This window comes from Mesocryomonas lacus, assembly GCF_055730105.2.
The window spans coordinates 1,053,062-1,080,015 of sequence record NZ_JBUZWF020000001.1 but is presented as its reverse complement, the minus strand read 5'-3'; the positions used below and the strand labels follow the sequence as shown (position 1 = coordinate 1,080,015).

Here is a 26,954-nt window from a genome sequence, read left to right as displayed (position 1 = left end):
TGGACCAGATGACCCCGTCGAAGTTCTCGCCCTACCGCTTCTATTCGGCGGACGAATGGGCGCTGTTCCGCGCGGGCCAGCCGATGACGCTGACGCAGGACGAGGTGCAGCGGCTGCGCAGTCTCGGCGATCCCGTCGATCTCGACGAGGTCTCGCGCATCTATCTCGCGGTGTCGCGCCTGCTCTACGCCCATGTCGAGGCCTCGCAGCTGCTGTTCCGCCAGCGTCAGCGCTTCCTCTCGCGGCCGGAAACGGTGAAGACGCCCTTCATCATCGGCATTGCCGGCTCGGTTGCGGTCGGCAAGTCCACTACCGCGCGCATCCTGAAGGAGTTGCTCGCGCGCTGGCCGACCTCGCCGAAGGTCGACCTCGTCACCACCGACGGTTTTCTGTTTCCCAATGCCGTGCTGAACGCCGAGGGGCTGATGCAGCGCAAGGGCTTTCCGGAAAGCTACGATGTCGGCGCCATCCTGCGCTTCCTCTCCGACATCAAGGCGGGGGTGCGCCATGTCGAGGCGCCGGTCTACTCGCACTTCGTCTACGACGTCGTCGCCGGTAGCCACGTCGCCGTCGACCAGCCGGACATCCTGATTTTCGAGGGCCTCAACGTCCTGCAGGTGCGCGACCTGCCGAAGGACGGCAAGGTGGTGCCCTTCGTCTCCGACTTCTTCGACTATTCCATCTACATCGACGCCGAGGAGGCCGACATCCGCCGCTGGTACGTCGACCGCTTCATGCGGCTGCGCGAGACCGCGTTCCGCGACGAGGGCTCGTTCTTCTACCGCTACTCGCAGATCGGCGACGACGAGGCGCTGGCGATCGCCGAGGGGCTCTGGGCCAACATCAACGGCCGGAACCTCTATGAGAACATCCTGCCGACCCGCCCCCGCGCCGACCTGATCCTGCGCAAGGGCGGCAATCACCGCATCGACCAGGTGGCCTTGCGAAAATTGTAAGCGGCACAGCCTGCGGGCGCTTGTCGCGGTGACGGCTGCCCGGTAACGATTTGGTGTTATCGCTGGCATTCTGGCGATACTGGATCATCGGTCGCGGAACGCCGCCGGCGATGCCGACGTGCTGATGCCACATTCCCTGCCCATGCCGCAGCCGTGATGCTGCACGGCACACTGCGTGCCGAGACCGACCAGTGACATCTCCCAAGGAGACCGAATGTTCGACGTCAACCGCCGCCAGCTCCTCGCTTCCCTCGCCGCCCTCGGCGTGACCTTGCCTTTCGGCAAGACCGCGATGGCCGCCGAAAGCGCCCTCGTCTTCGGCGAGGCCAAACCCTATTCCTTCGAGGCCCTGGTCGAGGAGACGCGCGCGCTCGCCGCGAGCCCCTACGTGCCGGAGGTGCCGCGCTTCGGCGACGTGCTGGAGGCGATCGACTACGATCAGCACCAGCGCATCCAGTTCCTCTCCGACAACACGCTGGAGCTGAACGGCGGCGAGTCGCCGGTCCGCTTCTTCCATCTCGGCCGCTACTTCAAGCTGCCGGTCGGCATCCATGTCGTCGAGGGCGGGGAGGCGCGAGAAATCCGCTACGACCCGAAACTCTTCAAGATTCCCGCCGACAGTCCGGCCCAGCAGCTGCCCGACGATATCGGCTTTGCCGGCTTCCGGGTGCTCGAGCCGAACAGCGAGCGCGACTGGATCGCCTTCCTCGGCGCTGCCTATTTCCGCACCTCGGGCGAGCTGGACCAGTTCGGCCTTTCCGCGCGGGCGCTCGCGATCGACGTCGCGATGCCGACGCCGGAGGAGTTTCCGCGCTTCACCGACTTCTACCTCGGCAAGTCCGATGTCGGCGGCCGCATCAAGATCACCTGCAAGCTGAACAGCCCGCGCATCGCCGGCGTGCTCGAGATGGACGTCACCAAGGACGGCCCGATCGTCATGGACATCCGCTCGCGCTATTTCGCGCGCGAGGCGATGGAGCGGGTCGGCATCGCGCCGCTGACCTCAATGTTCTGGTACTCCGAATCCGACCGCAAGCGCCGCGACGACTGGCGTCCGGAGATCCACGATTCGGACGGCCTGTCGATCTGGACCGGCGAGGGCGAGCGGCTCTGGCGCCCCCTGAACAATCCGCAGAACGTCATGACCTCGACCTTTTCCGGCAAGGCGCCGCACGGCTTCGGCCTGCTGCAGCGTGACCGCAATTTCGACCACTACCAGGACGACGGCGTGTTCTACGAGAAGCGCGCCAGCGTCTGGATCGAGCCGAAAGGCGACTGGGGCGACGGCGCGGTGCAGCTGGTCGAGATCCCGACCGACGACGAGATCCATGACAACATCGCCGCCTACTGGCTGTCGGCCAAGCCCGTCGCCAGGGGCGACGCCATGGCCTACGACTACCGCCTGACGTGGGCGAAGGACGCCCCGCACCCGCCCGAGGTCGGCGTCGTCACCGAGACCCGCATCGGCCGCGGCGGCATTGCCGGCCAGGCCCGGCCGCGCGGCGTGACCAAGATCGTCGTCGACTTCGACGGCGGCAAGGTCGCCGCGCTCACCCGCGAGGCCGAGGGCGTCAAGGCCATGGTCTCCACCTCGCGCGGCACCGTCTCCAATGCCAGCGCCTATTCGGTGAAGGTCGATACGGCCTGGCGGGCGATGTTCGACCTGACCGTCGAGGGCCTCGAGCCGGTCGAGCTGCGGCTGTATCTCACGCAAGGGGAGGAGACCCTGACCGAGACCTGGGCGTACCAGTTCCTGCCGCTGGATCCGAAGGCGAGCTGAGGGCGGTTCTGAGGGTTGAGGCGTCTGAAGTTGCGGCAGCGTGCCCCCCTCTGCCCTGCCGGGCATCTCCCCCTCGGGTGGGGAGATCGATAGTCGCTTGCGTCGCAGCTGCTGATCTCCCCCCTTGAGGGGGAGATGGGCGGCAGCCCAGAGGGGGGGAGCGCCGCGGCGATGGCCGAGCGAAACATCAGGCCTAGCTCAAATACCCCATCTGCGCCGCGATCGCGACCGCATGCGTCCGGTTCGAGGCGTTCACCTTGCGGGTCGCCGAGCTCAGATACTGCGACACCGTGTATTCCGACAAAGACAGGATCGTGCCGATCTCCGACGAGGTCTTGCCAAGCATGGCGAGCTTCAGGCAGTCGCGCTCGCGGCCTGACAGAGGATTGCTCTTGCGGTTGTCGTCGAAGCGACACGCCGCGAGGATGCCGAAGATGACGAAGGCGGCCAGCTGCAGGTCGCCGGCCTCATCCGCGGAGATCTCGGTGCGCAGGCCGGCGAGCGCGATTGCGCCGTGGAACGAGGTCAGTCCGTGCACCGGCACGTAGATGCCGCCGAGATAGCCGTGATCGTTGAGAAGGCGCGCCGGCGGATTGGCGTGGCCCGGCTCCTCCGCCCCATGCAGCATCTCGACATCCCAGGGAAACGGCGTCGGCCCGGCCTTCAGCGCCCGGATCACCGGCGTGAAGCGCATCAGCCCGAGCTTCTCATAGGCTTTGAGGAAGGCCGGCTCCCAATTGCCGAACAGGAGCTTCATCTCGGTGCGGGCATCGTCCGCCGAGGGAATGCTGAACACGGCATAGTGGCGGTAGCCATAGGCGTCGGCAATCTGGAGGAGCGCCGCTGAAAGGCTCTCCTCCGACCAGGGACGGTCGATGCGCTGGAGAATTTCCAAGGCCTTCGACATTGCTTCCGGTTCTCCTTCCCGCCCCTCTCGGACCCGTCGACCGGCTTTCCGGCAAGCGTCCCTGCAAACAGATAGCAACCTAATGGAAACGTCCGCCTTTACCAGCGGTTCGTTTTAGCAGGGAGGCTGACGAATCCCGTATCGCATCCGCGAACAGCTTCGCCAAGGGCGGATGCCTCAAATCCCGCGCTGCGAAATGCCGCGGAGACGCTCGAAGAGGGCCTGCCGCGCCGTCGGCATAGCGCGTCCACCGGAAATCGCCGACCGAAAATCGCGTCGTGGCAAAACATCACCGGCGGCCATCCCCCCGGATCGGTGCTGGATGCGGCAACGGCTCGGCTTTTCCTAATGTCGCGGGAGTGGCGATGCCGCCGGTCAGCTCCCATCTAGGACGCGGGTGCTGTATCTCAGCACAAGGATATTGGCCCCGGCTCCTAGCGCCGGGGCGGCTTTCAAGAGACTTTTCATGAGCGATTATTCCCCCCGCGAGATCGTGTCCGAGCTCGATCGCCACATCATCGGCCAGAACGACGCCAAGCGCGCCGTCGCCGTTGCGCTGCGCAACCGCTGGCGCCGGCAGCAGCTCGAGGGATCGCTGCGCGAAGAGGTGATGCCGAAGAACATCCTGATGATCGGACCGACCGGCGTCGGCAAGACCGAGATCTCGCGCCGGCTGGCACGGCTCGCGGGGGCACCGTTCATCAAGGTCGAGGCGACGAAGTTCACCGAGGTCGGCTATGTCGGCCGCGACGTCGAACAGATCATCCGCGACCTCGTCGAGATCGGCATAGGGCTGGTGCGCGAGAAGCGCCGCGAGGAGGTGAAGGCCAAGGCCCACCAGGGCGCCGAGGACCGGGTGCTGGAAGCCCTCGTCGGCAAGACTGCCTCGCCCGCCACCCGCGACAGTTTTCGCAAGAAGCTGCGCTCGGGCGAGCTCGACGACAAGGAAATCGACATCGAGGTCGCCGACACCGCCCCGATGGGCGGCATGGAAGTGCCGGGCATGCCGAACATCGGCGTCATGAACATTTCGGAAATGCTCGGCAAGGCCATGGGCAACCGCACCAAGCAGCGCCGCACCACGGTGAAGGAGAGCTATGCCCTCCTCATCGGCGAGGAATCGGACAAGCTGCTCGACCAGGAGCAGCTGGTGGCCGACGCCATCTCTTCGGTCGAGAACAACGGCATCGTCTTCCTCGACGAGATCGACAAGGTCGCGAACAAGGAAGGCTATGGCGGCGCCGGCGTCAGCCGTGAGGGCGTGCAGCGCGACCTGCTGCCACTGGTCGAGGGCACGACGGTCGCGACCAAGCACGGGCCGGTGAAGACCGACCACATCTTGTTCATCGCGTCGGGTGCCTTCCATGTCTCAAAACCCTCCGACCTGCTGCCGGAGCTGCAGGGCCGCCTGCCGATCCGCGTCGAGCTGAAGGCGCTGACGAAGGACGATTTCCGCCGCATCCTGACGGAGACCGAGGCCTCGCTGATCAAGCAGTACATCGCCTTGATGAAGACCGAGAACGTCGATCTTGAGATCACGGCGGATGCGATCGACGCCATCGCCGACATCGCCGTCAGCCTCAACGGCTCGGTCGAGAACATCGGCGCCCGCCGCCTGCAGACGGTGATGGAGCGGGTGCTGGACGACATTTCCTTCGAGGCGCCCGACAAGTCCGGCGCGCACTACACGGTAAATGCCGACTACGTGCACAAGGCGCTCGACGGCATCGCGGGGAATGTCGACCTGTCGCGGTTCATTCTCTAGCGGGACTGAACGCCGTTACCGGACGGCCGCGGCGGCCGACGCTGCTTCTTCTCCCCTCTGGGGAGAAGGTCGCGGCAGCGGGATGAGGGGGCGGCGCAGGCGCGCTGCGCCCGGCGGCACTGACCGAACCTCTCGCGCGGCGCGGCGCGGCGTTGCCGCCCCTCATCGGCCTGCCGGCCACTTCTCCCCGCACGGGCGAAGAAGGCGCGTGACCGTTTTACGCGACCTTGCTTCCCTTTGCGCCGTTCGCGGGAAACGTCAGGGCGCTGATCCGGCCGCTGCGTCCCGGCCCGACCGCCAGCACGCTGCCGGAAGGGATAAGGCCCCAGACGCCGGCATTCTCGTCGCAAGGTTCGGAGGCGATGACGAGGCCGTCGCCTTCGCTGCGCCAGTAGAGCGAGGGCGGTTTGCCGTCGCTCGCCCAGCGGTAGGCGTAGAGCGTATCGCCGTCGGTGTGGACGGCGGCAAAGCGCAGCGGCGCCTCGGTATCCCCGACGGTGGCGACGATGTCGGCGAGCACCGACGTGATCGCTCCGACGGGGTCGGCGTCGAGGCCGCGACCCATGGCGGCGAGGAAGATAGCCTCGGAATCGCTGGTGCCCTTGCGCAAGGGGTAGAGCGCGTCGGGGATCAAGGCATCGACGCGGCGGCGAAGGCGGTCATAGCCGCCGACCTGACCGTTGTGCATGAAGAGGTGCCGCCCGACCGCGAAGGGATGGCAGTTGGCGGTCGACACCTCGCCGGAGGTCGCCGCGCGCACATGGGCGAGGAACAGCCGCGACTTTATCTGGGTGCAGAGCGAGACGAGGTTGGAGTCCGACCAGGCCGGCAGGATGCCGCGGTAGAGGCCGGGTTCCGGCAGCTCGCCATACCAGCCGACGCCGCAGCCATCGCCGTTCACCACCGTCTTCGCCTCGCGCGCGGCCAGCGACTGCGAGATCAGCGAGGCCTGCGGCCGGACCAGCAGGCGGTCGAGGAAGACGGGTGTTCCGGAATAGGCGAGGAAGCGGCACATGGCAGATCCACAACAAGCCGGCGCAGCAAAAAGCCGCGTCTTCAGAAATAGTTAGGCGCTGAGGCGTTCGCGAAGCTGGCTTTGCTGCGCTGCAAAGCGGTGGGCCGCCGCCGCATGGATCGCGGTGGAGTCGAAGCCGGGCAGTTCCAGCTGATCGGGGTCGAGCAGAAGGCAGATCTCGGTGCAGCCGAGGATCACGCTGTCGGCACCGGTCGCCCGGCCGCGGGCGATGATCTCGAGCACGGCAGCCCGCGAGGTTGAGGACACCTTGCCCTGGCAGAGTTCGTCGAAGATCACCGAATGCACCAGCGCCCGGTCCTCGGCCTCCGGCACCAGCGGACGGATGCCGTGGCGGGCGTGCATCCGGTCGGCATAGAAGCCGTGCTCCATGGTGTAGCGCGTCGCCAGCAGCAGCGGCTTCGTGCGGCCGGCGGCCTTCAGCGCGGCACCGGTCTCCGCGATGATGTCGATGACGGGGATGCCGACGGCCGCCGACACTTCCGGGGCGACGAGGTGCATGGTGTTGGTGCAGATCAGCACGCAATCGGCACCGCCAGCCTCGAGGCGCTGGGCGCTGTCGGCGAGAAGCTTGGCGCAGAGATCCCAGCGGCCGGCCTTCTGCAGCGCCACCACTTCGGCAAAATCCAGCGAATGCAGGTGAATGTCGGCCGAGGCGAGCCCGCCGCTCGCCGCGCGGGCCGCCTCGTTCAGCAGGCGGTAATAGACCGCCGTCGATTCCCAGCTCATGCCGCCGATCAGTCCGATAGTCATCGTCGCGTCTCCCTGATGTCGACCACCACTATGCAGCGCTTTGTTTGCGCAGTGCGCGCGTTCTGAGCGGGATCTGGGATGAACGACGCACTGGATGTGCATGAGTAGGCCAAGAAATGCATTTCTCTTGCGCCGATGGCGGGCCGCCGGCATTCTGGCGCGATGATCGACGACCGCGACCAGACCATCCTCGCCCTGCTGCAGGACAATGCCGACATGCCGGTGGCCGAGATCGGCGCCCGCGTCGCGCTGTCGGCCTCCGCTTGCTCGCGGCGTATCCAGAAGCTGGAGGCGGACGGGCATATCGCCCGCCGCGTCGCGCTGCTCGACCGGCAGGTGATGAACCTCCCGACGACGATTTTCGTCCTGGTGAAGACTTCGCAGCATGCCGTCGGCTGGCTCGACGAGTTTCGCGCCGCGGTGACGGCGATCCCGGAGATCGTCGAGGTGTACCGGCTGACCGGCAATGTCGACTACATCATGAAGATCGTGCTGCCGAACGTCGAGCACTACGACGTCATCTACAAACGCCTGGTCGGGCGCATCGAACTGTTCGAGATGTCGGCCTATATCTCGATGGAGACGCTGAAGTTCGGTACCGCCGTGCCCACCCGCTACGCCTAACGGGAACGCCGCCCGTGCGGCCATCGTTCACCGCCGCAGGAGGACGCGATGCAGGATCACGACGACATCTGGAAAGACTGGCGAGACGTCGTCAACATGGCGCCGGCAACGCTGGAGAAATGGCTGGAGACCGACGAGTCGAAGCAAGTCGGCGACACCAAGTCGGGCGCCGCCGCGAGCGGCAAGAGCGGTGGCGGCGAATCAACCGGGCACAAGAGCGGACGGCGGATCGTCGACCTCAAGCACACGGCGAAGGCGGACCTCTCCGACGATGACTGGGCCCACATGGACAAGGTCGTCGGCTACATCAAGCGCCATGCCAAGCAGCGCCCGGACGGCGACGTCACCCATACCCACTGGCGCTATTCCCTGATGAACTGGGGCCATGACCCGCTGCACGACTGAGGAAGCGAGGCGGTGCGGTGCGGGGCCGCCTGTGGCAGTGCAGCGCTCGACAGCCTTCCAGCCGGCCCGTAGAATGCCCCTTGCCGGATGATCCCGGTTTTCCACGAGAGCCGTCATCATGCAGCGCTGGAGTGCCCGCCCCCTCTGGCTGGCTTTGATCGCCTTTTGCCTCCTCGCCACGCCGGCCGCGGCGGTGACCCTGGTGCCGCCGGGCAACCGGAATGCCGAGCAGCCGGGCGTTCCCGCCGCCTCCGCGCGCCGCACCCAGCAGCTGAAGACCAGCTACCAGCGCAAATACGAGAAGATCCGCGACCTCATCGCCGGCAACCGCGAACTGCAAGGCAAAATCCGCAAGGCGGCGAGCGACTACGGCATCGACCCCTTGCACATCGTCGGCGCGCTGGTTGGCGAGCACACCTACAATGTCGACGCCATCGACCGCCTGCAGACCTACTACGTCAAGGCGATGAGCTATCTGCAGTCGGGCGTCGCCTTCGCCTACGAAGGCGAGGACATCACCGACTTCGTCAAGCGGCCGGAATTTGCGAGCTGCAGCGGCAATGACGAGCAGCTCTGGTCGTGCCGCGAGGCGGTGTTCGACCGCGCCTTCCGCGGCAAGACCGTCGGCGGCACGGCGTTTCCCGCCAACCGTTTCGGGGCGGTGTTCTTCCAGCCCTTCTATGCCGGACAGACCTTCGGCCTCGGGCAGCTGAACCCGATGACGGCGCTGACCTTCTCCGACGTCGTCCACCGCGTGTCCGGCTATCCCGAGCTCGAGGCCGGCAAGGCGCCCGAGGTCTACCAGGCGATCATGGATCCCGACCGGTCGCTCGCCTATATGGCCGCGGTGATCCAGGGATCGATCAAGGCCTATCGCGACATCGCCGGCATGGACATCTCGAAGAACCCCGGCGTCACCGCGACGCTCTACAATGTCGGCAATGCCCGCAGCCGCGCCGCGGCCCTTGCCGCCGAGAACAAGCAGCGCGTGGCGAGCGGCGAGGCGCCGAGACTGCCGGAAGAGAACTATTACGGCTGGCTGGTGAACGACAAGATCGACGAGCTCCGGGCCATCTTCCGCTGACCCCGCCCGATTGTTTCACGTGTGACACGGCGGCCGCGCCGTTCGTTCCGCGGCCGCACCAGCTGGAGGCCCGTGACGCGATCCTTGCAGCCCGCGCCGCCGGCCGGCCGGGCTTCCTCCTCGGCGACCTGACCGGTCTCGGCAAGACGCTGTCGGCCTGGCTCGCCATTGCCGAGATGCCGGAGGCGGAGGTGCTGGTGATCTGCCCGAAAGGCGCGATCCCGCAATGGCGCCGCACCATCGACCGGTCGCCGCCGACGGGAAAGCGCGTGACCTTCCTGAACTTCGAGCGGACGAAGTCGCTGATGGCCCCGCCGGCGGCGAGCAAGCGAAAGTCGGTGCGGGCGAAGAACAACGAACTGGCGAAATCCGGGACGTTGAAGAAGCGCTGGCCGATCGTGGTCATCGACGAGAGCCACCGGATCCGCAATCCCGCCTCGCAGCAGAGCCTCGTCTGCCGGCAAGTGGCCGCCGCCGCCGATTTCGCCCTCTATCTCAGCGCCACCGCCGGGCAGTCGCCGTTCGAGCTGTCCTATCTCGGCAAGCTCCTGGCCTTCGCCACCTCGGCGGAGGGCGACGACATGGATGCCTTCCGGGTGCTGATGAAGACGCTGAAGATCGGCCGCGCCAAAGGGCGCTGGAAGAACTGGAGCTGGGAGCCGAACGAGGCCGACCGGGCGACCATGTCGGCTTTGCTCTACCGGGGGTCCCGCGCGATCGGCCTGCGGCGGCGACCCGAGCAGATCGCCGGCTGGCCGGAAGTGCAGCGGGAACTCGCCCCGACCGCGCTCGACGGCGAAAGCCTCCGGCTCTACGACGCCACCTGGCGGGAGTTTAGGCGCGAGATCGGGCTTGCCGGCGGCTCGACGCGCAAGCCCGTCGGCTGGGCCGCGGACCTGCGCTTTCGCCAGAAGGCGAGTCTCATCCGGACAGTCGGCACCGCCGACTTCGTCAGCGATCTCCTGGAGAACGACGAGCAGGTGGCTATCTCCGTCGCCTTCCTCGAGACTTCGACACTGCTGATGGAGAAGCTGTCCGGCCGCGGCTGGAAGGTCGGCGAGATCAATGGGGGCCATTCCGGCGAGGCGAACGAGGCGACACGGCTCGCCTTCCAGCGGGGGCAGATCGATGTAGTGCTGTTCACCGTCACCGAATCGATCTCGCTGCACCGGGGTGAGGTCGAGGGCGGCGACCGGGAGCGGGCGCTGGTGATCCACGACATGCGCCACAGCGCCATCCAGCTGCAGCAGATCGAGGGGCGGTGCCACCGCGACGGCCAGCGGGCGGTGATCTACTACGCCTATGCCGAAGCGACCGTCGAGGAGCGCATCGCCGGCATCGCCATCGCCCGCATGGCCGGCATGGAAGGGCTCGCCGGCGACGATACGCGGCTGCTCGACGAGATCACCGAGGTGGTCCAGCAAGCCGTTTCCGCGCGGCAGCCGGTGTCGCCGCCATCTGGCACTTGAGGTTGCAAGATATCTTTAGGATTACCCCTTCGAGCCCCAGTTCTCGAGGCTCTTACCGATAGTTGCAGCTCGCTGACTTAAAATTGCACTATGATGTTTCGATACAAAATAGTGAGTTGATTTTAGTGGAAATTTGAAAGTTACTTGCCGCCTCACGAGGGAAGCATTTGCGTATGCGAGAAGTGCGCAGCGAAGCGGCCGCAAACGGCAATGAGAGGGTCGAGGCATCATCGCCCGGCCTCCTGCAGCGGCTCGTCTCCGTCAGCCAGGCGATCAGGGCGCTGCTGCAGCTGCGGCTGGCCGAACTCGGCCTCAGCAACGGGCAGGACGAAATCCTGATTGGGCTGGCCGAGAAAACGCCGATCTCGGCGGCCGCCTTGGCCGTCCAGCTGGATCTGCGGCCACGGCAGGTGGTGTTGCTGCTCGATGGACTGGCGGAGAAGGGCCTCGTCGACACCGTCGGCATGTCCCGCGACCCCCGCCGGACGATGATCCAGCTCACCGCGGCGGGTCTTGCCAAGCAGGCGGCGGTACGCAGTCTCTGGGAGGAACTTAACCGCGACCTGCAGCCACCGGACGGCAAGCCGCAGATCGACCGCCTGAACGACGTCTTGACCCTCCTGCGGGACCGGATGGATCCGCCGGGGCTTGCCGCGCCCGGGGATGGGCGGGGCGAATAGATCTTCGGTCTGAGCGGTTCGAGGGTATAGGGCGGAGCATGGAGCCGGCAGGCGGCTCTTGCCACTGCAGGAGCGTCGACGTTTCTATTGTTCGCAGGCGAACCAGTCGTCATGGCCGGACACGAAGACGAGGTCGACGCAGTGTTTCGAGAGCGCCGACATCACCGGAACGGCGGCCCCGGCGAGCAACTGAATGTCGAGCATGGCGCAGTCGACGTCCGCCTGCGTGGTCACCAGCGACAGAGCGCTTTCGACATCGTGGACCTTGCCGACGGTGACGCCGCCGCACTGCTGGATCTCGCAGGCCATGCGCTCGGCCATGCCGTCTTCTGGCTCGACGATCAGGATGCGCCGGCCGGTCAGTTCAAGGGATGAGAGTCGAAACATGCTACTCCGATAGGCTGCTGCCGCGGTCGGTCGCATGACACTCCGGCAAGATCCGACCTATGGCAACGTCAAAGAGCAGTTCAAAGCTCAACGGCCGCCTTGATCATCGATAGCCGGACACGTCGGCGTGATTATTGCCGTCTTCGAAGTAATGATGACAGAAAATCCCGCTTAGAGGGTTCTGGACATGCCGGTGGTTGCAAAGACGGCCGCCGGCCTGCCGGCTCCCCGCCGTCTGGCAGCGGGCAGGCGAATCATCCTAGAACACCGCTGAAGCAGCGGGAGTGGCGGAATGAGCGGTGCGCACGGGATCGGCAGCGAGACGCTGCGGGCGAACGTCGTGGCAGAGGGCGCCGAGCTGGTCGGGCTCACCCATGCCGTCGGCGGCGAATTGCTGTGGCAGGCGGGTCCGGAATGGCCGCGGCATGCCCCGGTGCTGTTCCCGATCGTCGGCCGCCTCGCCGGCGACTCGCTGCGGCACGGCGGCGCCGAATTTGCGCTGACACAGCACGGATTTGCCCGCGACAGCCGTTTCGACTGGGTGGAAAAGACCGACGCGCGTGCGGTGCTCCGGCTCACCGACAGCGCCGAGAGCCGCGCACGCTATCCCTTCGCTTTCGGGCTCGAGATGATCTACGCCGTCGCCGGCGAGACGCTGACCGTGACGACGCGGGTGTCCAATCCGGGCGAGTCCGTCCTTCCCTGCGGCATCGGCGCGCATCCGGGCTTTCGCTGGCCGCTGGTGGAGGGCGTCGCGAAGGACGATCACTTCATCGAGTTCGACGCCACCGAGACGGGACAGGCTTTGTCGGTCGAGGGAGGACTGCTCGGTCCGCCCAAACCCCTGCCGTTCGATGGAAGCCGGCTGGCGCTGTCGACGTCGCTCTTCGCCCGCGACGCCCTGGTGCTGCCGGACGTCGCCAGCCGGGGGCTTCGCTATGTCGCCTCCGATGGGGACGGGTTTGAGAAGGCCAGCCTCACCTTCGCCTGGGAAGGCTATCGCGATCTCGGCCTCTGGTCGGCGCCGAAAGGGGCGCCGTTCCTTTGCGTCGAACCCTGGTACTCGATGGCGAGCCCTGTCGGCTGGGACGGGGAGTTTGCCGACAAGCCGGGGCTTCTTCTGCTGGCGCCGGGGAAGAGCCGCGACTTCGTCTGGTCGGTGACGGTCTCGTTTCCCAGCTGAGTGATTCGCCTCCGGGTCGACAAGCTGCTAAGGAAGGCGACGCGTTCGCCTTCGGCGGACGTCGCCTCTGCAGCGCGCCCGATCCCCGGTGCCGTTTCTGGCCCGAGCGTGGTCCGCGAAGCCCTGTCGCTTCGCCCGATCTGCCCGGCCCTTCAAGGACAATCTCCATGGCTTTGCCCCGTATGACGCCGGAGGGCCGCGCTCTCCTGGTCAAACTCGTTCGTGCCCCTGCCGAAATGCCGGACAGCGGCCTGATCCCGGATCTGCGCCAGCTCGGCTTCATCGAGAAGCTCGACACCCGCTGGCAGGCGACGCGCGCCGGCAAGGATTATTTGCAGGCGCAGCGCTAGAGCTTGCGTCGATGGGGTGGAGACGCCCCATCTCCAAAAGCCGCTCTCCGTTCAGACGAGAGACGGCATCCGTCGGGCGTCCTCGTTTCCTGCAACGCCCGATGACCCGTGCTTCGGGTTACCCGCCGATCGCGAATTTGGCCGGTTTCGCAGCTCGCTCTCGGCCTGTCAGGCTGGCCAGTCGCGAAGGTTGCTGAAAAAGAAGGTGCGTTGGCCCCTGTGCGTGCGCGCACTGCGCACCGCGCGTCGGCCGGCGCAAGAACAGCAGCGACGCACAGACATCAGACCCTGATCGGGCCCATCTGGTCCAGCGGCCGCCGTGAGGCCCCGCCCGTGCCATATTGTCGGCACGCCCACGCTCTATCACTCAGGCGCTCCTGACCATCGCGCATGGAAAAAACTTGCGGGCGTTGGAAACTTTTTCGTGAGCGGCACGTTGTCTGCCAGGGGAACTGAAAGTATGCATGCGGGATTAGCTGACTTAAATAGTTAGCCGGCTGAATAACTGGCTTGGCGATAAACCGTTGAGTAAAACTTAGTCGTTTGCCCCCGTCTTCGTCAGATCGGGAGCGACAGGATGAAGATTACTGACGGCGATCTATAGATTGAGCTTCGTCATCCCAAATTGGCGTCATTCATTAGCAGGCTTCAGTTAACTGTAGCCGGCAACACTTCGACTTGGTTCGCGTACCGACAGGAAATCCAGTGCTGCGCAAGTGTGCGTGCCTAGGTTTGACGAAAGCTAGTTAACGCTTCGGTACGATAACTACATTGATCTTGCTGGTTTAAGCGCGTAATTGGCTTGCCAGCTATGGAGGTTTCCCATGTTTTTACGAGAAGTCGAGGCTGATCCCGAAGCCGTGGCAACGGACTTCCTGAACGAGGACCGTAATCTGCAGGTGACGCAGCTGATGGTGTCGGTCTCCAAGACCGTGCGGGCGCTTCTCGGGATCAAGCTGGCCGAAATCGGCCTCAACAACGGCCAGGACGAGGCGATGCTCGCCCTCGACGAGGCCAATCCGATCAGCGTGGCGATGCTGGCGGAGAAGCTTTCGGTCCGTCCCCCGACGGTTTCGAAGATGCTGGACCGCTTGGTGGCGAAGAACCTCGTCGACCGCGTCAACGATACCAACGACGCCCGCAAGACCATGGTGAAGATCACCCCCACCGGCCTCGAGACGCAGGACCGCATCCGCGCCGTCTGGGCCCAGGTCGGCGCCGACCTGTCGGAATTTGCCAAGGCCGAGGATTCACAGGTCCTGATGCGCGAGCTGTCCGGCCTGCAGAAGCACCTGACCAAGCGCCTGACGCAACTGCGCTAGCCGGCTGCGGTGGGCGGCGATGCCGCCGCCGCCAGCGATGATATCCAAAAGACCAGACACGAGGGTCGTTGTCCGCGAAGGCCGGGTGACGATTATCGCCGTGCGGGCACGCTCGATCCTCTGTTCAGGCGACGCGCCCGCAACAGGTCGCCGCTGCCGGCGGCCCGCGGAACCTCTTCGTTCGGCTACGGATTATCCCGTCAGATCATTCAATCTGAAACGGGAGGCAAGCATGCAGAAGAACAGCAAGATCGCCGGGCTGATGGCCCTTATCGCTTTGGCATCGACGGCGCCGGCCATGGCGCAGTCGGTCGAGTTCGGCCGTGACGGCATCCAGCTGCGGCAGGACCGACAGGAGCGACCGGAACGCCGCGACCGCACCCCGCGCGAGTTGACCGAGCGCCAGGCCATCCGCATTGCCAAGGGGGAAGGCGTGCGCGAAGTCGAGGATGTGACGCGCGACCGCTCGAACTACGACATCGAGGGCAAGGATCGGAACGGCGACGATATCGAGGTGGTCGTCGACCGGGTCTCCGGTGAGGTCATCTCCGTCGAATAGGCCTCTGGGCCACCATTTTGCGAAAGGCCCGCTTGCCACTGGCAAGCGGGCCTTTTCGTATCTGCTGCGGAAGCCTCGCGTTGCAGCCGGTCTAGGGCTGACGTTGTTCGATCCAGCGGGTCATGGCGGCAATTTCTTCGCGCTGGGCGGCGATGATCGTCTCCGCCAGTTTGCGTGACACGTCGTCCTTGCCGTTCTTCAGTTCCGTCTCGGCCATGGCGATCGCCCCTTGGTGATGGGCGATCATGCCGCAGTTGAAGGCGAGATCGGGATCCTTGATCTCCGCCGATGCCATCATGCCTTGGTGCATCTGCATCATCGGATCGGCGGTATCGCCCTCTTTCCCCATGGCCATTCCGTCCATGCCCGGCATGTTTGCGTGGTCTTCTCCGGCGGCCATCCCCTTCATGCCCGGCATGTCGGCATGGGCAGCGACGTTGCAGGCGGCCGGCAGACCCTGTCCTTCCGCGGCCGCAGCCGGCAGCGAGAGCGCGGACACGGCGAGGCTGAAGGCGATGAGATGAGGGCGCATGTGTTTCTCCGTTGAGCGTCGGCTGCGACAGCGTGTCTCATGCCAGTGCCATCCCTCCCGCGCGGGAAGGCAAGACGCCGGGTGGCGTCGCGCTTCACGACTTTGTCACCGCATGCCTTGGAAGTGTGGCGGCTGCAAACAGGTATGAATGGAGGCTGCGTCGGTCCCTATAGAGCTTTCGATTTATGCGCGAGACATAAATAAAAAAACGATCATCCCCTGGTGTTGCTGCCAGAACATCGAAATATAAAGTAGTCAGCGTTACGACGCTTCGCTTCGAATCCGATGTTTCCTTAAAACCATTCTAAAACATCGTGTTTGACTTGGAGCGTGGTGCGTGAGCATTGAGCGATGGCTCCGTGACTGCGGGGGTACAGGAAAATCATAGGATGTCAGCATGAGATCTTCTCTCTCCGGCTTCGCCAGCCTGGCGGCGCTTGCCATCAGCCTTTCCGGCTATCCGACCGCCGGTCTTGCCCAGGATGCCGCCGGCATCGTGGTCTACAACGCCCAGCATGAGAGCCTCACCCAGGAATGGGTCGACGGCTTCACCAAGGAAACCGGCATTAAGGTGACGCTCCGCCAGGGCAGCGATACCGAGATCGGCAACCAGATCGTCCAGGAGGGCGCGGCGTCCTCGGCCGACGTCTTCCTCACCGAGAATTCGCCCGCCATGGCGCTGGTCGACGGTGCGGGCCTGTTCGCCCCCGTCGATGCCGACACGCTGGCGCAGGTGCCCGAGAGCTACCGCCCGGCCGACGGAAAATGGGTCGGCATCGCCGCGCGCAGCACGGTCTTCGCCTACAACACCAACAAGGTGACCGAGGCCGACCTGCCGAAGTCGATGGTCGATCTCGCCGATCCGAAATGGCAAGGCGCCTGGGCCGCCTCGCCGTCGGGCGCCGACTTCCAGGCCATCGTCGGCGCGCTGCTGCAGCTGAAGGGCGAGGCGGCGACCGCCGACTGGCTGAAGGCGATGAAGACGAACTTCGTCGCCTATCGCGGCAACAGCACGGCGATGAAGGCCGTGAACGCCGGCGAGGTCGATGGCGCGGTGATCTACCACTATTACTGGTTCGGCGATCAGGCCAAGACCGGCGAGAACTCCAAGAACGTCAAGCTGCACTACTTCCGCAATGAGGATCCGGGCGCCTTCGTCAGCGTCTCCGGCGGCGGCGTGCTGGCCTCCAGCAAGCATCCGAAGGAGGCCCAGGCCTTCCTGAAATACGTCACCGGCAAGGCCGGCCAGGACGTCTTGAAGAACGGCACCTCGTTCGAATACGCCGTTGGGAACGGCGCCGAATCGAACGCAAAACTCACGCCGCTCGCCGACCTGCAGGCGCCGAAGGTCGAGGCCTCGACCCTCGACAGCAAGAAGGTGACCGAGCTGATGACGGCGGCCGGCCTGCTCTGAGCCCGTCTGTCCGGCGCAGCCCGTCTGCCCGGTCAAAATGGAGCCGCGGCGGCAGCCCTGAACCCCGCACCGTCCGGCAGCCGCCGGGCGGTGCGGCGTTAAAACCTTCGCCGCACCCTCACATTTTCCCTCGGCATGCGCTATGCCGCAGGTGATCCCGGGAAGCCGTGTTTCCCTCCAGCCAAGCCGGTCCGTTTGTCCGTATCAACGCGCTCCTTGCCCGAAGACAACGCCCCTGCCGTCCGTGGTGATGGCGGGCACGGCGGCATGGCGCTGCGGCTGCCCCGGCGGTTCTGGATCGCTCTCCTCGCCGTCCTCGTCGCCTCGGTCTCGCTGCTGCCGCTCGGCTTCATCCTCTATGTCGGCGTCGACACCGGCTGGGAGACGGCCTCGGCGATGATTTTCCGGCCGCGGGTCGGCGAGCTGCTCGTCAACACGCTGCTGCTGCTCGGGCTGACCGTGCCGATCTCGACCGTGCTGGCGCTGGCGCTCGCCTGGCTGACCGAGCGCAGCGACCTGCCGGGCGCGCGGCTGTTCGCCTGGCTGGCGGTGGCGCCGCTGGCGGTGCCGGCCTTCGTCCACTCCTATGCCTGGATCAGCCTGGTGCCGGGCCTCAACGGGCTGTTCGCCGGCGTGCTGGTCTCGGTGATCGCCTATTTCCCCTTCCTGTACCTGCCGATCTCGGCAGCGCTCCGGCGCCTCGATCCCGGCCTCGAGGACACCGCGGCCGCCCTCGGCCTGTCGCCGGTGCGCGTCTTCTTCCGGGTCGTGCTGCCGCAGATGCGGCTTGCCATCGCCGGCGGCGCGCTCCTCGTCGGCCTGCATCTCCTTGCCGAATACGGGCTCTACGTCTTTATTCGCTTCGACACCTTCACCACCGCGATCATGGACCAGTTCCAGTCGAGCTATAACGGCCCGGCCGCCAACATGCTGGCCGGCGTCCTGGTCGCCCTCTGCTTCGCCCTCCTGGCGCTCGACGCCTCCTATCGCGGCACCGCGCGCTATGCCCGGCTCGGTGCCGGCGCGGCGCGGCCGGCGACGCGCACGCGCCTCGGCCGCGCGACGGCGCTCTGGCTGCTGCTGCCGGTGGCAACGACGCTGCTGGCGCTCGGCGTGCCGCTGGTGACGCTGACGCGTTGGCTGATCGCCGGCGGTACCGAGGTCTGGCGGCTGCCGCAGATTTCCGCAGCGCTCGGTCAGACGCTGCTGCTGGCACTGGCCGGCGGGGTTCTGGCGACGCTGTCGGCGGTCCCGATCGCCTGGCTGTCGATCCGCGCGCCCGGCCGGTTGCAGCGCGGGCTGGAGGGCTGCAACTACATCGTCGGCGCGCTGCCCGGCGTCGTCGTGGCGCTGGCGCTGGTGACGGTCACCGTCAAGGTGGCGCTGCCGCTCTACCAGACCGTCGCGACCATCCTCCTCGCCTATACGCTGATGTTCCTGCCGCGGGCGCTGGTGGCGCTGCGGGCGAGCATCGCGCAGGCGCCGGTCGAGCTGGAGCAGGCGGCCGCCAGCCTTGGCCGCTCGCCCGCCCGCGCGATCTTCGCCACGACGATCCGGCTGGCCGCGCCGGGGGCGGGGGCCGGCATGGTGCTGGTCGCGCTCGGCATCACCAACGAGCTGACGGCGACACAGATGCTGGCGCCGAACGGCACCCGCACGCTCGCCACCGCCTTCTGGGCGCTGTCGAGCGAGATCGACTATGCCGCCGCCGCGCCCTATGCCCTCCTGATGATCCTGTTCTCGCTGCCGATGACCTGGTTGCTCTACACCCATTCGCAACGGACGGCGGGACGGTGACCGTGCTTCGACTGCAATCCCTCGCCAAGCGCTACGGGCAGGTCCAGGCCCTCGGCGGCGTCGACCTGCGCGTCGCCAGCGGTAGCCGGACCGCCATCGTCGGCCCCTCCGGCTCCGGCAAGACGACGCTCTTGCGCCTCGTTGCGGGCTTCGAGGTGCCGGATGCCGGGCGGGTCACGCTCGGCGACGTGCTCTTGGCGGACGGGCCGAGCGCGGTGCCGGCGCACCGGCGGGGAATCGGCATCGTCACGCAGGATGGCTCGCTGTTCCCCCATCTCAGCATCGCCGACAACATCGGTTTCGGCCTTCCCCGCAACGCCGAGGGCCGCGTGGCGCGGATCGACGGGCTGGTCGACATGGTCGGCCTCGACCGGGCGATGCTGAAGCGGCGGCCGGACGAGCTCTCCGGCGGCCAGCAGCAGCGGGTGGCGCTCGCCCGCGCGCTGGCGCTGCAGCCGAAACTCATGCTGCTCGACGAGCCGTTCTCCGCCCTCGACACCGGCCTGCGCGCGCAGACCCGCAAGGCCGTCGGCGACCTTCTCTCGGCGGCCGGCATCACCACCATCCTCGTCACCCACGACCAGGCGGAGGCGCTGTCCTTCGCCGACCAGGTGGCGGTGATGCGCGACGGGCTGCTGCAGCAGGTCGGCAGCCCCCGCGAGCTGTATCTGCGGCCACGCGATGCGATGACGGCGCGGTTTCTCGGCGATGCCATCATCCTTTCGGCCGTGCTTTCCGGGGGCGCCGCCGATTGCGCGCTCGGGCGGCTGCCCGTCGACCAGCCCGAGCGGAGCGGACCGGCCGAAATCATGCTGCGGCGCGAGCAAGTGTCGATCGCGCCGCGAGCCGAGCATGCGGCGGGCCTTGCGCTGGCCGACATTCTCGACGTCGAGTTCGGCGGGCCGTTCTCGACGGTCACCGTCCAGCTTCGCAGCGGCCCCGAGGGACCGTCCGCCGCACGGTGCCCGCCGATCGTGCTGCGCGGCAGCGGGCCGGACTTGCTCGCGGCCGGCGACGTGGTGGCGCTGAGCGTTAGCGGGCAAGCGCACGTCTTCGACGCCTGAGCCTTACTCGATCGGGTTACCCATCGGCGGCTGACCAGCACTTACGGGATCACGTCTGCCTTGGTGCACGGCGCTGTCGGCGCCAACCCCTCAGTGTGCGCCGCCGAGAGCGGCATTGACGGCGACGGCGACGAGGACGGTGTTGAAGACGAAGGAGGCGATGCCGTGCGCCAGCGCCGCGCGTCGCATGCGTCTATGACTGATGGCGACGTCCGAGGTCTGCGCGGTCATCCCGATGACGAAGGCGAAGTAGAGAAAATCGGCCGAATCCGGGTCGTCGTCGCCGGGAAAGTCCAGCCCGCCCCGGTCGCCTGGCTTCTCGCCTTCGCTGGCATCGGCGGCATAATAGAGGTTGCCATAGTGCTGGGCGGCCATGACGTGGAGGGTCAGCCAGCCGAGCGGCACGCTGGCCAGCGCCAGCCCCATGCCCAAGGCATCGTCGCCCGTCGGCGAGTTCAGCAGGCTGAAGATCGAGACCAGGCTGAAGGTGATCGCCGCGACCGTCAGAATGGCGATGATGAGGATGCCCTCGTCCTCCGTCTTCGCCCGCTCGCGCAAGCGCTCCGGCCCGCTGCCGAGCGTCATCTGCAGGATCAGCACGAGGTAGACGAGGAAGAAGATGTCGCCGCTCATCACCAGCTGCAGGTCAGCCGGCAGGACGCCCAGAGGGAAGAAGGCGATGAGGCCGGCCATCACGGCAATGAGGAAGCGCTTGTGGTGGCGGATGAAGGAATGATCGAACACGGCTTGCTTTCCCGTCGGTTTCGTCCGCTCGCACCGGAGATCATCCACCCCGGGCGCACTGCGACGCCTGCCGCCATCCTTCGATGGGATCCCATATCGACACTTAAGCGAGCCGAAATTTAGGACGTCAGCGTGTTCGATCTGCGCCTCGGCGGCGCAGATGCAGAACCTCAGCGGTGGTGGTGCCCGCCGCCTCGGGCCAGACCGCTCCGCAACGGCATCCGGCGCCGCCTTCGCGCCGCCAGATGCCGTCAAGTGTCTCAGAGCCCGCGCAAAATACTTTCGATCTGCCCGAGATATTGCTGCGAGGTGCGGATCTGCAGCTCGGCATCCGTCAGCTTCTGTTCGGCGTTGCGGCGCGATAGCTTGGCTTCCCAGGTTTCCAGCCGCATCGCCTGGACCTCGGTCTCGGCGGCGAGCGCCCGGTCCTCGGCCTTGCGCAGATCGCGCTCCAGCCCGGCGATCTGGCTGTTCATCCGGCGCTGCTCGGCATCGACGCGGTCGATGAAGGCGAGGGCGTCGAGCTCGATCGCCTTGAACTTACGCTCATAGGCCTTGATCCGCGCGGCGGCCGCCTCGACCAGCTGGATCGCGGTATCCCAGCTGGCGGGCGGAAGCGGCTCCCCGGGCGCCAACAGCGGGAAAGTTTCAGCATGCTCCGCCGGGCCGTGTTCCCCACTCGGGTCCTGCAGCGTTGGCATCTCCGCCCGGTGGTCCGGATCGTCCTGTCCCGCGAACGCGTCACGCTGCTGGCGCAGCGTGGCGTGGATCACGGACATCTCGTCGGCACCGTCCGCCCATCTCCTGTCGGCCTGGCTCATGGTGGGGACCGATCTACGCCTGGGGTTTCTTAAGGCTCGGCGAACGCGCAAAGCCCTGCGTGATCGCTGAGTTCAGGCGCGACAGCCATTCATTGGCTTCCTGCGCCTGACGTTCGGCCGCATCGGCACGGGCATAGGCGTTCTCGATTTCGCGCTGGGCGAGCTGGAGCTGGTCGCGGAGCGCGGCATATTCGGCGCGCGTGCGAATCTCCTGCTCCTCGGCCTGGCGTTCGAGCTCTTCGACCCGCTCCTCGCTGAGGCGGATCGCCTCGGTCGCTTCCTGGATCAGGTCGAGGGCCGAGGACCAGTCGCGCCGTCCCGCCGGCGTTGGCTCCTCGGTCGCGGAATCGACCATGTCCGCCCCTTGCGGCGGCAAGGCTACTGCGTTGTGCAGGTTGGCATCGGCCCGTTCCGGCTCGGCAGAGCCCCGCAACGCCCATCTCGATGTCGTCTCACCCATGGCCTCGTCCATTCTTTTCTCCCAGGGCTGCCTCGCGCCTCGCCGGACGCATCAGGACGCTCTGTCTTTTCCAACCGGCGGGTCGCCGTTTCTCGTACAAGTCGAGGTAGGGCGGCGAGGTTGCGCCGTCCCGCCCCATGGGCCCTTTGGCGTCAGTCCGTCTTCTTTTCGGACAGGAAGCTGACATTGGAATTCGGCGCATAGGGATCGTCGCCTTGCCGCGGACCACCCTGCGATGGGCCTTGCGGCTGATCGTCCGGATGCGCCTGGCCGGCCCGGACGGCGCGCTTCAGCGACTCGTTCTGCCGCTGCAGCGCCGTCCGGTTTTCGCGCGCGATTTCCAGCGCGCCCTGGGCCAAGGTCCGCTCCGCCTTCTCGTTCTCGAGCTCCTCGATCAGCCGGCGGTTGGCCGCCTCCTGTCCAAGCCGGTCGTTCTCGTAGCGCCGGGTCAAGCTGTCGATCCGGTCGGAGAGGCTGTTGGCCTTGTTGACCGCGTTCTCGAGCGCCGCATCCTTGGCGGCCAATGCCTTGTTCAGCATGTCGCTGCGGTCGTTCAGCTCCTGCTGCTGGCGCTGGCTCTCCTCGAGCTGGGCGATGTAGTGCGCAAGCTCGCCGCGCAGGCCGTCGACACGGCGCTCGAGCGTCAGCTTCTCGGCCGCGCTCTCCTTCAGCTGACGGTCCGAGCCGCGCAGCGCCTCGTCCTTCTCGCGGTACTGCTGGCGCATGTTGCCGAGGATCTGCTCGGTCGTGCCGAGCCGCGCGAGCAGCGCATCGAGCCGCAGCGTCATGGTCGCGCGTTCCGATGTCAGCTGCGAGATCGCCGTCTCATGGTCGACGCTGATCTTCTGATGGTGCGCCTGCTCGTCAAGGAGTCTCGCGTCGAGCGTCGCGATCTCCGCGAGGTGCCGGTCGCGCTGCTGCGTCAGGTCGGAATTCTGCGCCTGCAGGCCGGAGAGCCGGTCGAGCTGGTCCTCGACCACCTGCTGGAGCCGGCGGCTCTCCTTCTCGAACATCGAGCGCTGCTCGGATTCGCGCTGCAGCGCGCCTTCCGCCTTCAGGAGCGCCTTCTCGGTCGTCTGGTATTCCGCGCGCTGCAGAGCGAGATCGCCGGCGAGCGCCTGCTGCTTCTCGATCTCGAGCGTCAGCTGGCGCTCGGCGTTCTCGAGCAGGCCGCTGCGCTCGCGCAGCGTCAGCCGGGTCTCCTCATAGGCTGCGGCGATCTCGCCGCGCTCGGTCTCGGTCTTCTGCGACCGCGCCTTCTCGTTGCGCAGCTCGCCGGAGATCGCCGAGAGCCGGCTCGACAGCGTGTCGACCTCGCGGCGCAGCGCCTGGCCGCTCTCGAGCTCGCGCGCGAGCAGAGCCTCGGTCTCGAGAATGCGCGATTTCGCTTGCGGCAGTTCGGTGAAGATCGATTCCAGCGGTTCGGCGAGCAGCGCGAAATCGTCGTTCAGCGACTTCAGGTCCTCCAGCCGGTGCGACAGCTGGCTGAAGCGCACGCGCAGGAGCTCGTTGCGCTGGCCGATGCTGTCGAGCGGGCCGGCATCGCGGGGAATGTCGATCGTGCGCGATGGCGCGGTCTGGGGCGTGCCGACCGCGTCGACCGGCTGAACCGACGCCGACCGTTCGGGCGCAGGCGGCTTCTCATCCTCGGCCGCAAGCCGTTTCCAGATGAAATTCCACGCAGACACCATCGGACAGCTCCCGGAGCAAAACAAGAAATGCTCGATGAGCCGGTATCTGTTAAGGAATGTGGGGACCTACGCAATCCTGAAAAGAATGAAAATCGGGTGACTGCCCGATTTCCGCAGGTTTTTCCCCTCGGTGCGACCTTGCTGCCGCTCCAGGGCACGGCGGCCGCCGTCCGGTCTCCTGGCGCCTTCGGCGGGGACCTGTCGCCTCGGTGCAAAGAGCCTTGCCGCAACGCCTTGCCCGGCGGTCCGGTATCGGCTAGGAAGTTTCCGTCCGCGCAGCATCTGCCGGACCAAGGCCGGCCCCGCCGCCGTCCGCACCCGTAGCTCAGCTGGATAGAGCGCTGCCCTCCGAAGGCAGAGGTCACTGGTTCGAATCCAGTCGGGTGCACCATTTTCCGCCGTTCCTCTGCAGCTTCCTTTCGCCGGTTCTATCGGTGCTGGCTTGCTATGCGATCGCTCTACCGAAGAGCCGTGCGCTGCGTCGAAGGGCGCTTGCGCGCCGATGGGCCGTTGACCGTCATCGCCGGGCGCTGAGGCCATCCCAGGGCTGCTTGAACTGAAGATTAAAGCAAGCCGCGCGGTCAATATCGCTGACAGCGGTGCGAGTTGGTCATCGTGCGGCGAGGCGGTGTTGCCGGACTTGCCCTCTGCAGTGGCGCATTGGCTGGCATCGCTGTTGCGGCAAGGCGGCATCATGACGGATGGAAATACCTGCCGGCCGGCTGACGTAGGGCTGACGCTCGCGGTCGATCGGCGGTGTTGACCGAGGGTGACCTCTCATGCCCAAGAATCATCGAAGTATCTCACGTTCGCGATCGGCTTTTTATGATTCCGAAATCCTGACGTTCTACTGATGCAGACGGAAGATCGGCGAAGATTGTTTCCCGATACTGACGTTATAGATCAGTGACGAACGGGGGCGAGGGGCTCAGGATGTCGGACATCAAGGTTCAGAGGCCGCTCGCGGTGCGCATTACCGCTTACGGGTTTGCCGCGGTGCTGTTCACCAGCGCCGCCATCGGCTCGCTCTCCTGGTTCCAGCAGAGCCGCATGGGCGCAGAGTCCATCCGCACCGAGCTCGCCAGCGACTTCTCCCACGTCCGTTCCGACATGGACGCCCAGAAGCGGGTGGCCGCGGCGCTGGCGCTGGCCGTCGCCGGCGAGCCCGATATCGGGCTGCTCGTTGAGGCGAACGATCATGACGGGCTGCTGAAGCGCTTCTCCAGCAATTTCGGTGCCGTCGTCGCCAATGGCGCGGTGCAACTGATGACCTTCGCCGACGCGAAGGGGAACGTCGTCCTGCGCCTGCACGAGCCTGCGACCTTCGGCGACAACTTCGCTGCGCGGCGCAAGACCGTCGCCAAGGCGCTGCAGGATGGGCAGTTGGTCCAGGGCATCGAGCCCGGGCGGACGGCGGTGAGCATGTTCGCGACAGTGCCGATCATCCTGCGCGGCACGACCGCCGGCGTCGTCGACATCGGCACCAAGCTGACCAATGAGTATTTCACCCGGCTGGCCCGCGAGGTAGCGGCGGATGTCGCCATCCACATCCGGACGAACGAGGGTTTCGCCCGCCAGGCTTCCACCTTCGCCGGCGAGTCGCTGTTGTCGCCGGAGGAGATTCAGGCCGCTTTCGACGGCACCGTTCCCGACCGGACGGTCAGCGTCGGCGACCGGAGCTTTGCAGTGTCGGCCCAGCCGATCATCGACTTTTCCGGGACCAAGATCGGCGTCATGGAGCTGGCCTCGGACATCACGCCGCTGATCGCCGGGCAGCGATCGGCGCTGCTGGAATCGGCCGTCGGCATGGCCGTGATCTGCCTCGTCTCGCTGATCGGCTTCTTTCTCTTCGCCCGCTCCCTCGGCCGGCTGATCCGCCGCATCGCCACCACGATGGGAAGCCTTGCCGCTGGAACGCTCTCGACGAACGTCGAGTCGCAGGATCGGCGCGATGAGATCGGGGCCATGGCGCGGGCGGTCCAGGTCTTCAAGGACGGCGCGATCGAGAAGCTCCGGCTGGAGTCGGAAGCCGAGACCGGTCGGCAGGCCCAGCAGGACCAGCAGGATCGCCAGACCGCCCTCGACCATTCGAAGGCCGAGGATCTCCGGGCCTTCGTGCAGGCGGTCGAGGACGCCTTCACCGATCTGTCCGCCGGCGACCTGACGGTCCGGATGGGCCAGGACGTGGCGCCGGAGTTTGAGCCGATCCGCGCCAAGTTCAACACCAGCGTCGAGAAGCTGGAGGCGGCGATCGGCGGCGTGGTCGGCGGCGTCTCGAGCCTGCGCACGGGTCTGGCCGAGATCTCGGTCGCCTCCAACGATCTCGCCCAGCGCACCGAGCAGCAGGCCGCGAGCCTCGAGGAGACGGTCGCAGCACTCTCGGAGGTCATGCAGGGCGTCACCCGGACGGCCGATGGCGCGGCGCAGGCCCGGATCGGGGCCAATGCTGCCCAGAAGAATGCGGAAACCGGGCGGGAGATCGTCGGCCGTGCCGTCGCGGCGATGACCGATATCGAGCAGTCCTCGGACAAGATCGGCAAGATCATCGGCGTCATCGACGAAATCGCCTTCCAGACCAACCTTCTGGCGCTCAACGCCGGCGTCGAGGCGGCTCGGGCCGGCGAGGCGGGCAGGGGCTTTGCGGTCGTGGCGCAGGAGGTGCGCGGGCTCGCCCAGCGCTCTGCCGAGGCTGCCAAGGAGATCAAGGCGCTGATCTCGACGTCCAGCAAGCAGGTCGGGCAAGGCGTCGAGCTGGTGACGCTCTCCGGCCAGTCGCTCGGCGAGATCGTCCAGGAGGTCGCGGCGATGTCGGTCGTCGTCGCCGAGATCGCGGCCAGCGCCAAGGAGCAGGCACTGAGCTTGCGCGAGGTGTCGATTGCCGCCGACCAGATGGACCAGGTGACGCAGCAGAACGCCGCGATGGTCGAGGAGGCGACGGCTGCGGCGCAGACGCTGTCCGACGAGACCGACGATCTCGCCGGAATGGTCGAGCGGTTCCGCAGCCGTGTCGGCGGCAGCGTACGCGGCGGTGCGGGATCCGCCCGCCAGGCGCCGAACGTCGTGCAATTGCACCAGCAGCGCGCCTCGTAACGGCGTCGGCCGCGCGATCGTCCCTTGCGGGGACATGGGTGCGGCCAACCATCGCACGTGAAGGGGAGGGCCGGCCCGATAGGC

At 66.4% G+C, this 26,954-nt stretch carries 25 protein-coding genes and 1 tRNA gene; 17 read left to right on the top strand and 9 right to left on the bottom strand.

Going from position 1 to position 26,954, the window contains the following annotated elements; all coding sequences use genetic code 11:
* The first annotated feature begins 8 nt into the window (after positions 1 to 8).
* Both coaA and ACZLZQ_RS04970 read left to right on the top strand, forming a co-directional pair.
* Positions 9 to 956 carry a type I pantothenate kinase gene (gene coaA, locus ACZLZQ_RS04975; protein WP_472934453.1) on the top strand — a complete coding sequence of 316 codons (948 nt, stop codon included), beginning with the start codon at positions 9 to 11 and terminating at the stop codon, positions 954 to 956.
* A gap of 214 nt (positions 957 to 1,170) precedes the next feature.
* A complete protein-coding gene (locus tag ACZLZQ_RS04970; protein WP_472948392.1) occupies positions 1,171 to 2,736 on the top strand; it encodes an OpgD/OpgG family glucan biosynthesis protein in 1,566 nt (521 codons plus the stop codon).
* 193 nt (positions 2,737 to 2,929) lie between these two features.
* On the opposite strand, the gene ACZLZQ_RS04965 is transcribed toward ACZLZQ_RS04970, so the two are convergent.
* On the bottom strand, positions 2,930 to 3,643 hold the full coding sequence (locus ACZLZQ_RS04965; RefSeq protein ID WP_472934247.1) for a helix-turn-helix transcriptional regulator: 714 nt from the start codon (positions 3,641 to 3,643) through the stop codon (positions 2,930 to 2,932).
* Between the two features lie 466 nt (positions 3,644 to 4,109).
* On the opposite strand from ACZLZQ_RS04965, the gene hslU reads away from it, so the two are divergent.
* A complete protein-coding gene (gene hslU / locus ACZLZQ_RS04960) occupies positions 4,110 to 5,408 on the top strand; it encodes an ATP-dependent protease ATPase subunit HslU (RefSeq protein ID WP_472948391.1) in 1,299 nt (432 codons plus the stop codon).
* A 217-nt stretch (positions 5,409 to 5,625) separates the two neighbouring features.
* On the opposite strand, the gene ACZLZQ_RS04955 is transcribed toward hslU, so the two are convergent.
* Complete coding sequence (locus ACZLZQ_RS04955) at positions 5,626 to 6,423, bottom strand: class II glutamine amidotransferase (protein WP_472948390.1); 798 nt, start codon at positions 6,421 to 6,423, stop codon at positions 5,626 to 5,628.
* Positions 6,424 to 6,474: 51 nt separating this feature from the next.
* The gene (locus ACZLZQ_RS04950) at positions 6,475 to 7,194 is read right to left on the bottom strand and encodes an aspartate/glutamate racemase family protein (protein WP_472948389.1); all 720 of its coding nucleotides are present in this window, start codon (positions 7,192 to 7,194) and stop codon (positions 6,475 to 6,477) included.
* A 162-nt stretch (positions 7,195 to 7,356) separates the two neighbouring features.
* On the opposite strand from ACZLZQ_RS04950, the gene ACZLZQ_RS04945 reads away from it, so the two are divergent.
* The 5 genes from ACZLZQ_RS04945 to ACZLZQ_RS04925 all read left to right on the top strand — a co-directional run bounded on the left by ACZLZQ_RS04945 (position 7,357) and on the right by ACZLZQ_RS04925 (position 11,456).
* On the top strand, positions 7,357 to 7,818 hold the full coding sequence (locus ACZLZQ_RS04945) for an Lrp/AsnC family transcriptional regulator (RefSeq protein WP_472948388.1): 462 nt from the start codon (positions 7,357 to 7,359) through the stop codon (positions 7,816 to 7,818).
* Positions 7,819 to 7,866: 48 nt separating this feature from the next.
* Entirely contained in the window at positions 7,867 to 8,223 is a 357-nt protein-coding gene (locus ACZLZQ_RS04940) for a DUF3140 domain-containing protein (protein ID WP_472948387.1), read from the top strand.
* Between the two features lie 118 nt (positions 8,224 to 8,341).
* Positions 8,342 to 9,307: a DUF1402 family protein gene (locus ACZLZQ_RS04935; protein ID WP_472948386.1), complete on the top strand. Its 966-nt coding sequence runs from the start codon at positions 8,342 to 8,344 to the stop codon at positions 9,305 to 9,307.
* Positions 9,304 to 10,776 (top strand): SNF2-related protein, encoded by a 1,473-nt coding sequence (locus ACZLZQ_RS04930; RefSeq protein WP_472948455.1) that lies wholly within the window; start codon positions 9,304 to 9,306, stop codon positions 10,774 to 10,776. Before ACZLZQ_RS04935 ends, ACZLZQ_RS04930 begins: the two co-directional genes overlap by 4 nt.
* 173 nt (positions 10,777 to 10,949) lie before the next feature.
* Positions 10,950 to 11,456 (top strand): MarR family winged helix-turn-helix transcriptional regulator, encoded by a 507-nt coding sequence (locus ACZLZQ_RS04925; protein WP_472948385.1) that lies wholly within the window; start codon positions 10,950 to 10,952, stop codon positions 11,454 to 11,456.
* Between the two features lie 84 nt (positions 11,457 to 11,540).
* On the opposite strand, the gene ACZLZQ_RS04920 is transcribed toward ACZLZQ_RS04925, so the two are convergent.
* Positions 11,541 to 11,843 (bottom strand): response regulator, encoded by a 303-nt coding sequence (locus tag ACZLZQ_RS04920; protein ID WP_472934255.1) that lies wholly within the window; start codon positions 11,841 to 11,843, stop codon positions 11,541 to 11,543.
* Positions 11,844 to 12,135: 292 nt separating this feature from the next.
* Here ACZLZQ_RS04920 and ACZLZQ_RS04915 point away from each other — a divergent pair, with 292 nt between their 5' ends.
* The 4 genes from ACZLZQ_RS04915 (at position 12,136) to ACZLZQ_RS04900 (ending at position 15,257) form a co-directional block, all read left to right on the top strand.
* On the top strand, positions 12,136 to 13,026 hold the full coding sequence (locus ACZLZQ_RS04915) for an aldose 1-epimerase family protein (protein ID WP_472948384.1): 891 nt from the start codon (positions 12,136 to 12,138) through the stop codon (positions 13,024 to 13,026).
* Positions 13,027 to 13,193: 167 nt separating this feature from the next.
* Entirely contained in the window at positions 13,194 to 13,376 is a 183-nt protein-coding gene (locus ACZLZQ_RS04910) for a hypothetical protein (protein WP_472934257.1), read from the top strand.
* 824 nt (positions 13,377 to 14,200) lie between these two features.
* Positions 14,201 to 14,698 (top strand): MarR family winged helix-turn-helix transcriptional regulator, encoded by a 498-nt coding sequence (locus ACZLZQ_RS04905; protein ID WP_472948383.1) that lies wholly within the window; start codon positions 14,201 to 14,203, stop codon positions 14,696 to 14,698.
* A 232-nt stretch (positions 14,699 to 14,930) separates the two neighbouring features.
* Positions 14,931 to 15,257, top strand: coding sequence for a PepSY domain-containing protein (locus tag ACZLZQ_RS04900; RefSeq protein ID WP_472948382.1), 327 nt, complete (start codon positions 14,931 to 14,933; stop codon positions 15,255 to 15,257).
* Positions 15,258 to 15,348: 91 nt separating this feature from the next.
* Here the strand turns inward: ACZLZQ_RS04900 and copM are convergent, their stop codons facing one another.
* Positions 15,349 to 15,789, bottom strand: coding sequence for a CopM family metallochaperone (copM, locus tag ACZLZQ_RS04895; protein ID WP_472948381.1), 441 nt, complete (start codon positions 15,787 to 15,789; stop codon positions 15,349 to 15,351).
* A 397-nt stretch (positions 15,790 to 16,186) separates the two neighbouring features.
* Here copM and ACZLZQ_RS04890 point away from each other — a divergent pair, with 397 nt between their 5' ends.
* From ACZLZQ_RS04890 to ACZLZQ_RS04880, 3 genes are all read left to right on the top strand, one after another.
* Positions 16,187 to 17,203: an iron ABC transporter substrate-binding protein gene (locus ACZLZQ_RS04890; protein WP_472948380.1), complete on the top strand. Its 1,017-nt coding sequence runs from the start codon at positions 16,187 to 16,189 to the stop codon at positions 17,201 to 17,203.
* 267 nt (positions 17,204 to 17,470) lie between these two features.
* Positions 17,471 to 19,000 (top strand): ABC transporter permease, encoded by a 1,530-nt coding sequence (locus tag ACZLZQ_RS04885; RefSeq protein ID WP_472948454.1) that lies wholly within the window; start codon positions 17,471 to 17,473, stop codon positions 18,998 to 19,000.
* Positions 18,997 to 20,064: an ABC transporter ATP-binding protein gene (locus tag ACZLZQ_RS04880; RefSeq protein ID WP_472948379.1), complete on the top strand. Its 1,068-nt coding sequence runs from the start codon at positions 18,997 to 18,999 to the stop codon at positions 20,062 to 20,064. Before ACZLZQ_RS04885 ends, ACZLZQ_RS04880 begins: the two co-directional genes overlap by 4 nt.
* A 90-nt stretch (positions 20,065 to 20,154) precedes the next feature.
* On the opposite strand, the gene ACZLZQ_RS04875 is transcribed toward ACZLZQ_RS04880, so the two are convergent.
* From ACZLZQ_RS04875 to ACZLZQ_RS04860, 4 genes are all read right to left on the bottom strand, one after another.
* Positions 20,155 to 20,808 (bottom strand): DUF1345 domain-containing protein, encoded by a 654-nt coding sequence (locus ACZLZQ_RS04875; RefSeq protein ID WP_472948378.1) that lies wholly within the window; start codon positions 20,806 to 20,808, stop codon positions 20,155 to 20,157.
* 260 nt (positions 20,809 to 21,068) lie between these two features.
* Positions 21,069 to 21,629: a hypothetical protein gene (locus tag ACZLZQ_RS04870; protein ID WP_472948377.1), complete on the bottom strand. Its 561-nt coding sequence runs from the start codon at positions 21,627 to 21,629 to the stop codon at positions 21,069 to 21,071.
* Positions 21,630 to 21,642: 13 nt separating this feature from the next.
* Positions 21,643 to 22,101 carry a hypothetical protein gene (locus tag ACZLZQ_RS04865; protein ID WP_472934265.1) on the bottom strand — a complete coding sequence of 153 codons (459 nt, stop codon included), beginning with the start codon at positions 22,099 to 22,101 and terminating at the stop codon, positions 21,643 to 21,645.
* 140 nt (positions 22,102 to 22,241) lie between these two features.
* Complete coding sequence (locus ACZLZQ_RS04860; protein WP_472948376.1) at positions 22,242 to 23,780, bottom strand: hypothetical protein; 1,539 nt, start codon at positions 23,778 to 23,780, stop codon at positions 22,242 to 22,244.
* A gap of 314 nt (positions 23,781 to 24,094) precedes the next feature.
* On the opposite strand from ACZLZQ_RS04860, the gene ACZLZQ_RS04855 reads away from it, so the two are divergent.
* Positions 24,095 to 24,171 (top strand) — tRNA-Arg (locus tag ACZLZQ_RS04855).
* Positions 24,172 to 24,713: 542 nt separating this feature from the next.
* Positions 24,714 to 26,870, top strand: coding sequence for a methyl-accepting chemotaxis protein (locus ACZLZQ_RS04850; RefSeq protein WP_472948375.1), 2,157 nt, complete (start codon positions 24,714 to 24,716; stop codon positions 26,868 to 26,870).
* Positions 26,871 to 26,954 lie beyond the last annotated feature (84 nt).

Excerpts from the sequence above, each read along its gene's own strand:
- ACZLZQ_RS04940 (WP_472948387.1), top strand. The coding sequence starts at position 7,867 with ATGCAGGATCACGACGACATCTGGAAAGACTGGCGAGACGTCGTCAAC.
- ACZLZQ_RS04870 (WP_472948377.1), bottom strand. The coding sequence starts at position 21,629 with ATGAGCCAGGCCGACAGGAGATGGGCGGACGGTGCCGACGAGATGTCC.
- ACZLZQ_RS04920 (WP_472934255.1), bottom strand. The coding sequence starts at position 11,843 with ATGTTTCGACTCTCATCCCTTGAACTGACCGGCCGGCGCATCCTGATC.
- coaA (WP_472934453.1), top strand. The coding sequence starts at position 9 with ATGACCCCGTCGAAGTTCTCGCCCTACCGCTTCTATTCGGCGGACGAA.
- ACZLZQ_RS04970 (WP_472948392.1), top strand. The coding sequence starts at position 1,171 with ATGTTCGACGTCAACCGCCGCCAGCTCCTCGCTTCCCTCGCCGCCCTC.
- ACZLZQ_RS04905 (WP_472948383.1), top strand. The coding sequence starts at position 14,201 with ATGTTTTTACGAGAAGTCGAGGCTGATCCCGAAGCCGTGGCAACGGAC.
- ACZLZQ_RS04945 (WP_472948388.1), top strand. The coding sequence starts at position 7,357 with ATGATCGACGACCGCGACCAGACCATCCTCGCCCTGCTGCAGGACAAT.
- hslU (WP_472948391.1), top strand. The coding sequence starts at position 4,110 with ATGAGCGATTATTCCCCCCGCGAGATCGTGTCCGAGCTCGATCGCCAC.
- ACZLZQ_RS04865 (WP_472934265.1), bottom strand. The coding sequence starts at position 22,101 with ATGGACGAGGCCATGGGTGAGACGACATCGAGATGGGCGTTGCGGGGC.
- ACZLZQ_RS04950 (WP_472948389.1), bottom strand. The coding sequence starts at position 7,194 with ATGACTATCGGACTGATCGGCGGCATGAGCTGGGAATCGACGGCGGTC.
- ACZLZQ_RS04955 (WP_472948390.1), bottom strand. The coding sequence starts at position 6,423 with ATGTGCCGCTTCCTCGCCTATTCCGGAACACCCGTCTTCCTCGACCGC.
- ACZLZQ_RS04900 (WP_472948382.1), top strand. The coding sequence starts at position 14,931 with ATGCAGAAGAACAGCAAGATCGCCGGGCTGATGGCCCTTATCGCTTTG.
- ACZLZQ_RS04925 (WP_472948385.1), top strand. The coding sequence starts at position 10,950 with ATGCGAGAAGTGCGCAGCGAAGCGGCCGCAAACGGCAATGAGAGGGTC.
- ACZLZQ_RS04860 (WP_472948376.1), bottom strand. The coding sequence starts at position 23,780 with ATGGTGTCTGCGTGGAATTTCATCTGGAAACGGCTTGCGGCCGAGGAT.
- ACZLZQ_RS04935 (WP_472948386.1), top strand. The coding sequence starts at position 8,342 with ATGCAGCGCTGGAGTGCCCGCCCCCTCTGGCTGGCTTTGATCGCCTTT.
- ACZLZQ_RS04915 (WP_472948384.1), top strand. The coding sequence starts at position 12,136 with ATGAGCGGTGCGCACGGGATCGGCAGCGAGACGCTGCGGGCGAACGTC.
- ACZLZQ_RS04965 (WP_472934247.1), bottom strand. The coding sequence starts at position 3,643 with ATGTCGAAGGCCTTGGAAATTCTCCAGCGCATCGACCGTCCCTGGTCG.
- copM (WP_472948381.1), bottom strand. The coding sequence starts at position 15,789 with ATGCGCCCTCATCTCATCGCCTTCAGCCTCGCCGTGTCCGCGCTCTCG.
- ACZLZQ_RS04885 (WP_472948454.1), top strand. The coding sequence starts at position 17,471 with ATGGCGCTGCGGCTGCCCCGGCGGTTCTGGATCGCTCTCCTCGCCGTC.
- ACZLZQ_RS04890 (WP_472948380.1), top strand. The coding sequence starts at position 16,187 with ATGAGATCTTCTCTCTCCGGCTTCGCCAGCCTGGCGGCGCTTGCCATC.
- ACZLZQ_RS04910 (WP_472934257.1), top strand. The coding sequence starts at position 13,194 with ATGGCTTTGCCCCGTATGACGCCGGAGGGCCGCGCTCTCCTGGTCAAA.
- ACZLZQ_RS04850 (WP_472948375.1), top strand. The coding sequence starts at position 24,714 with ATGTCGGACATCAAGGTTCAGAGGCCGCTCGCGGTGCGCATTACCGCT.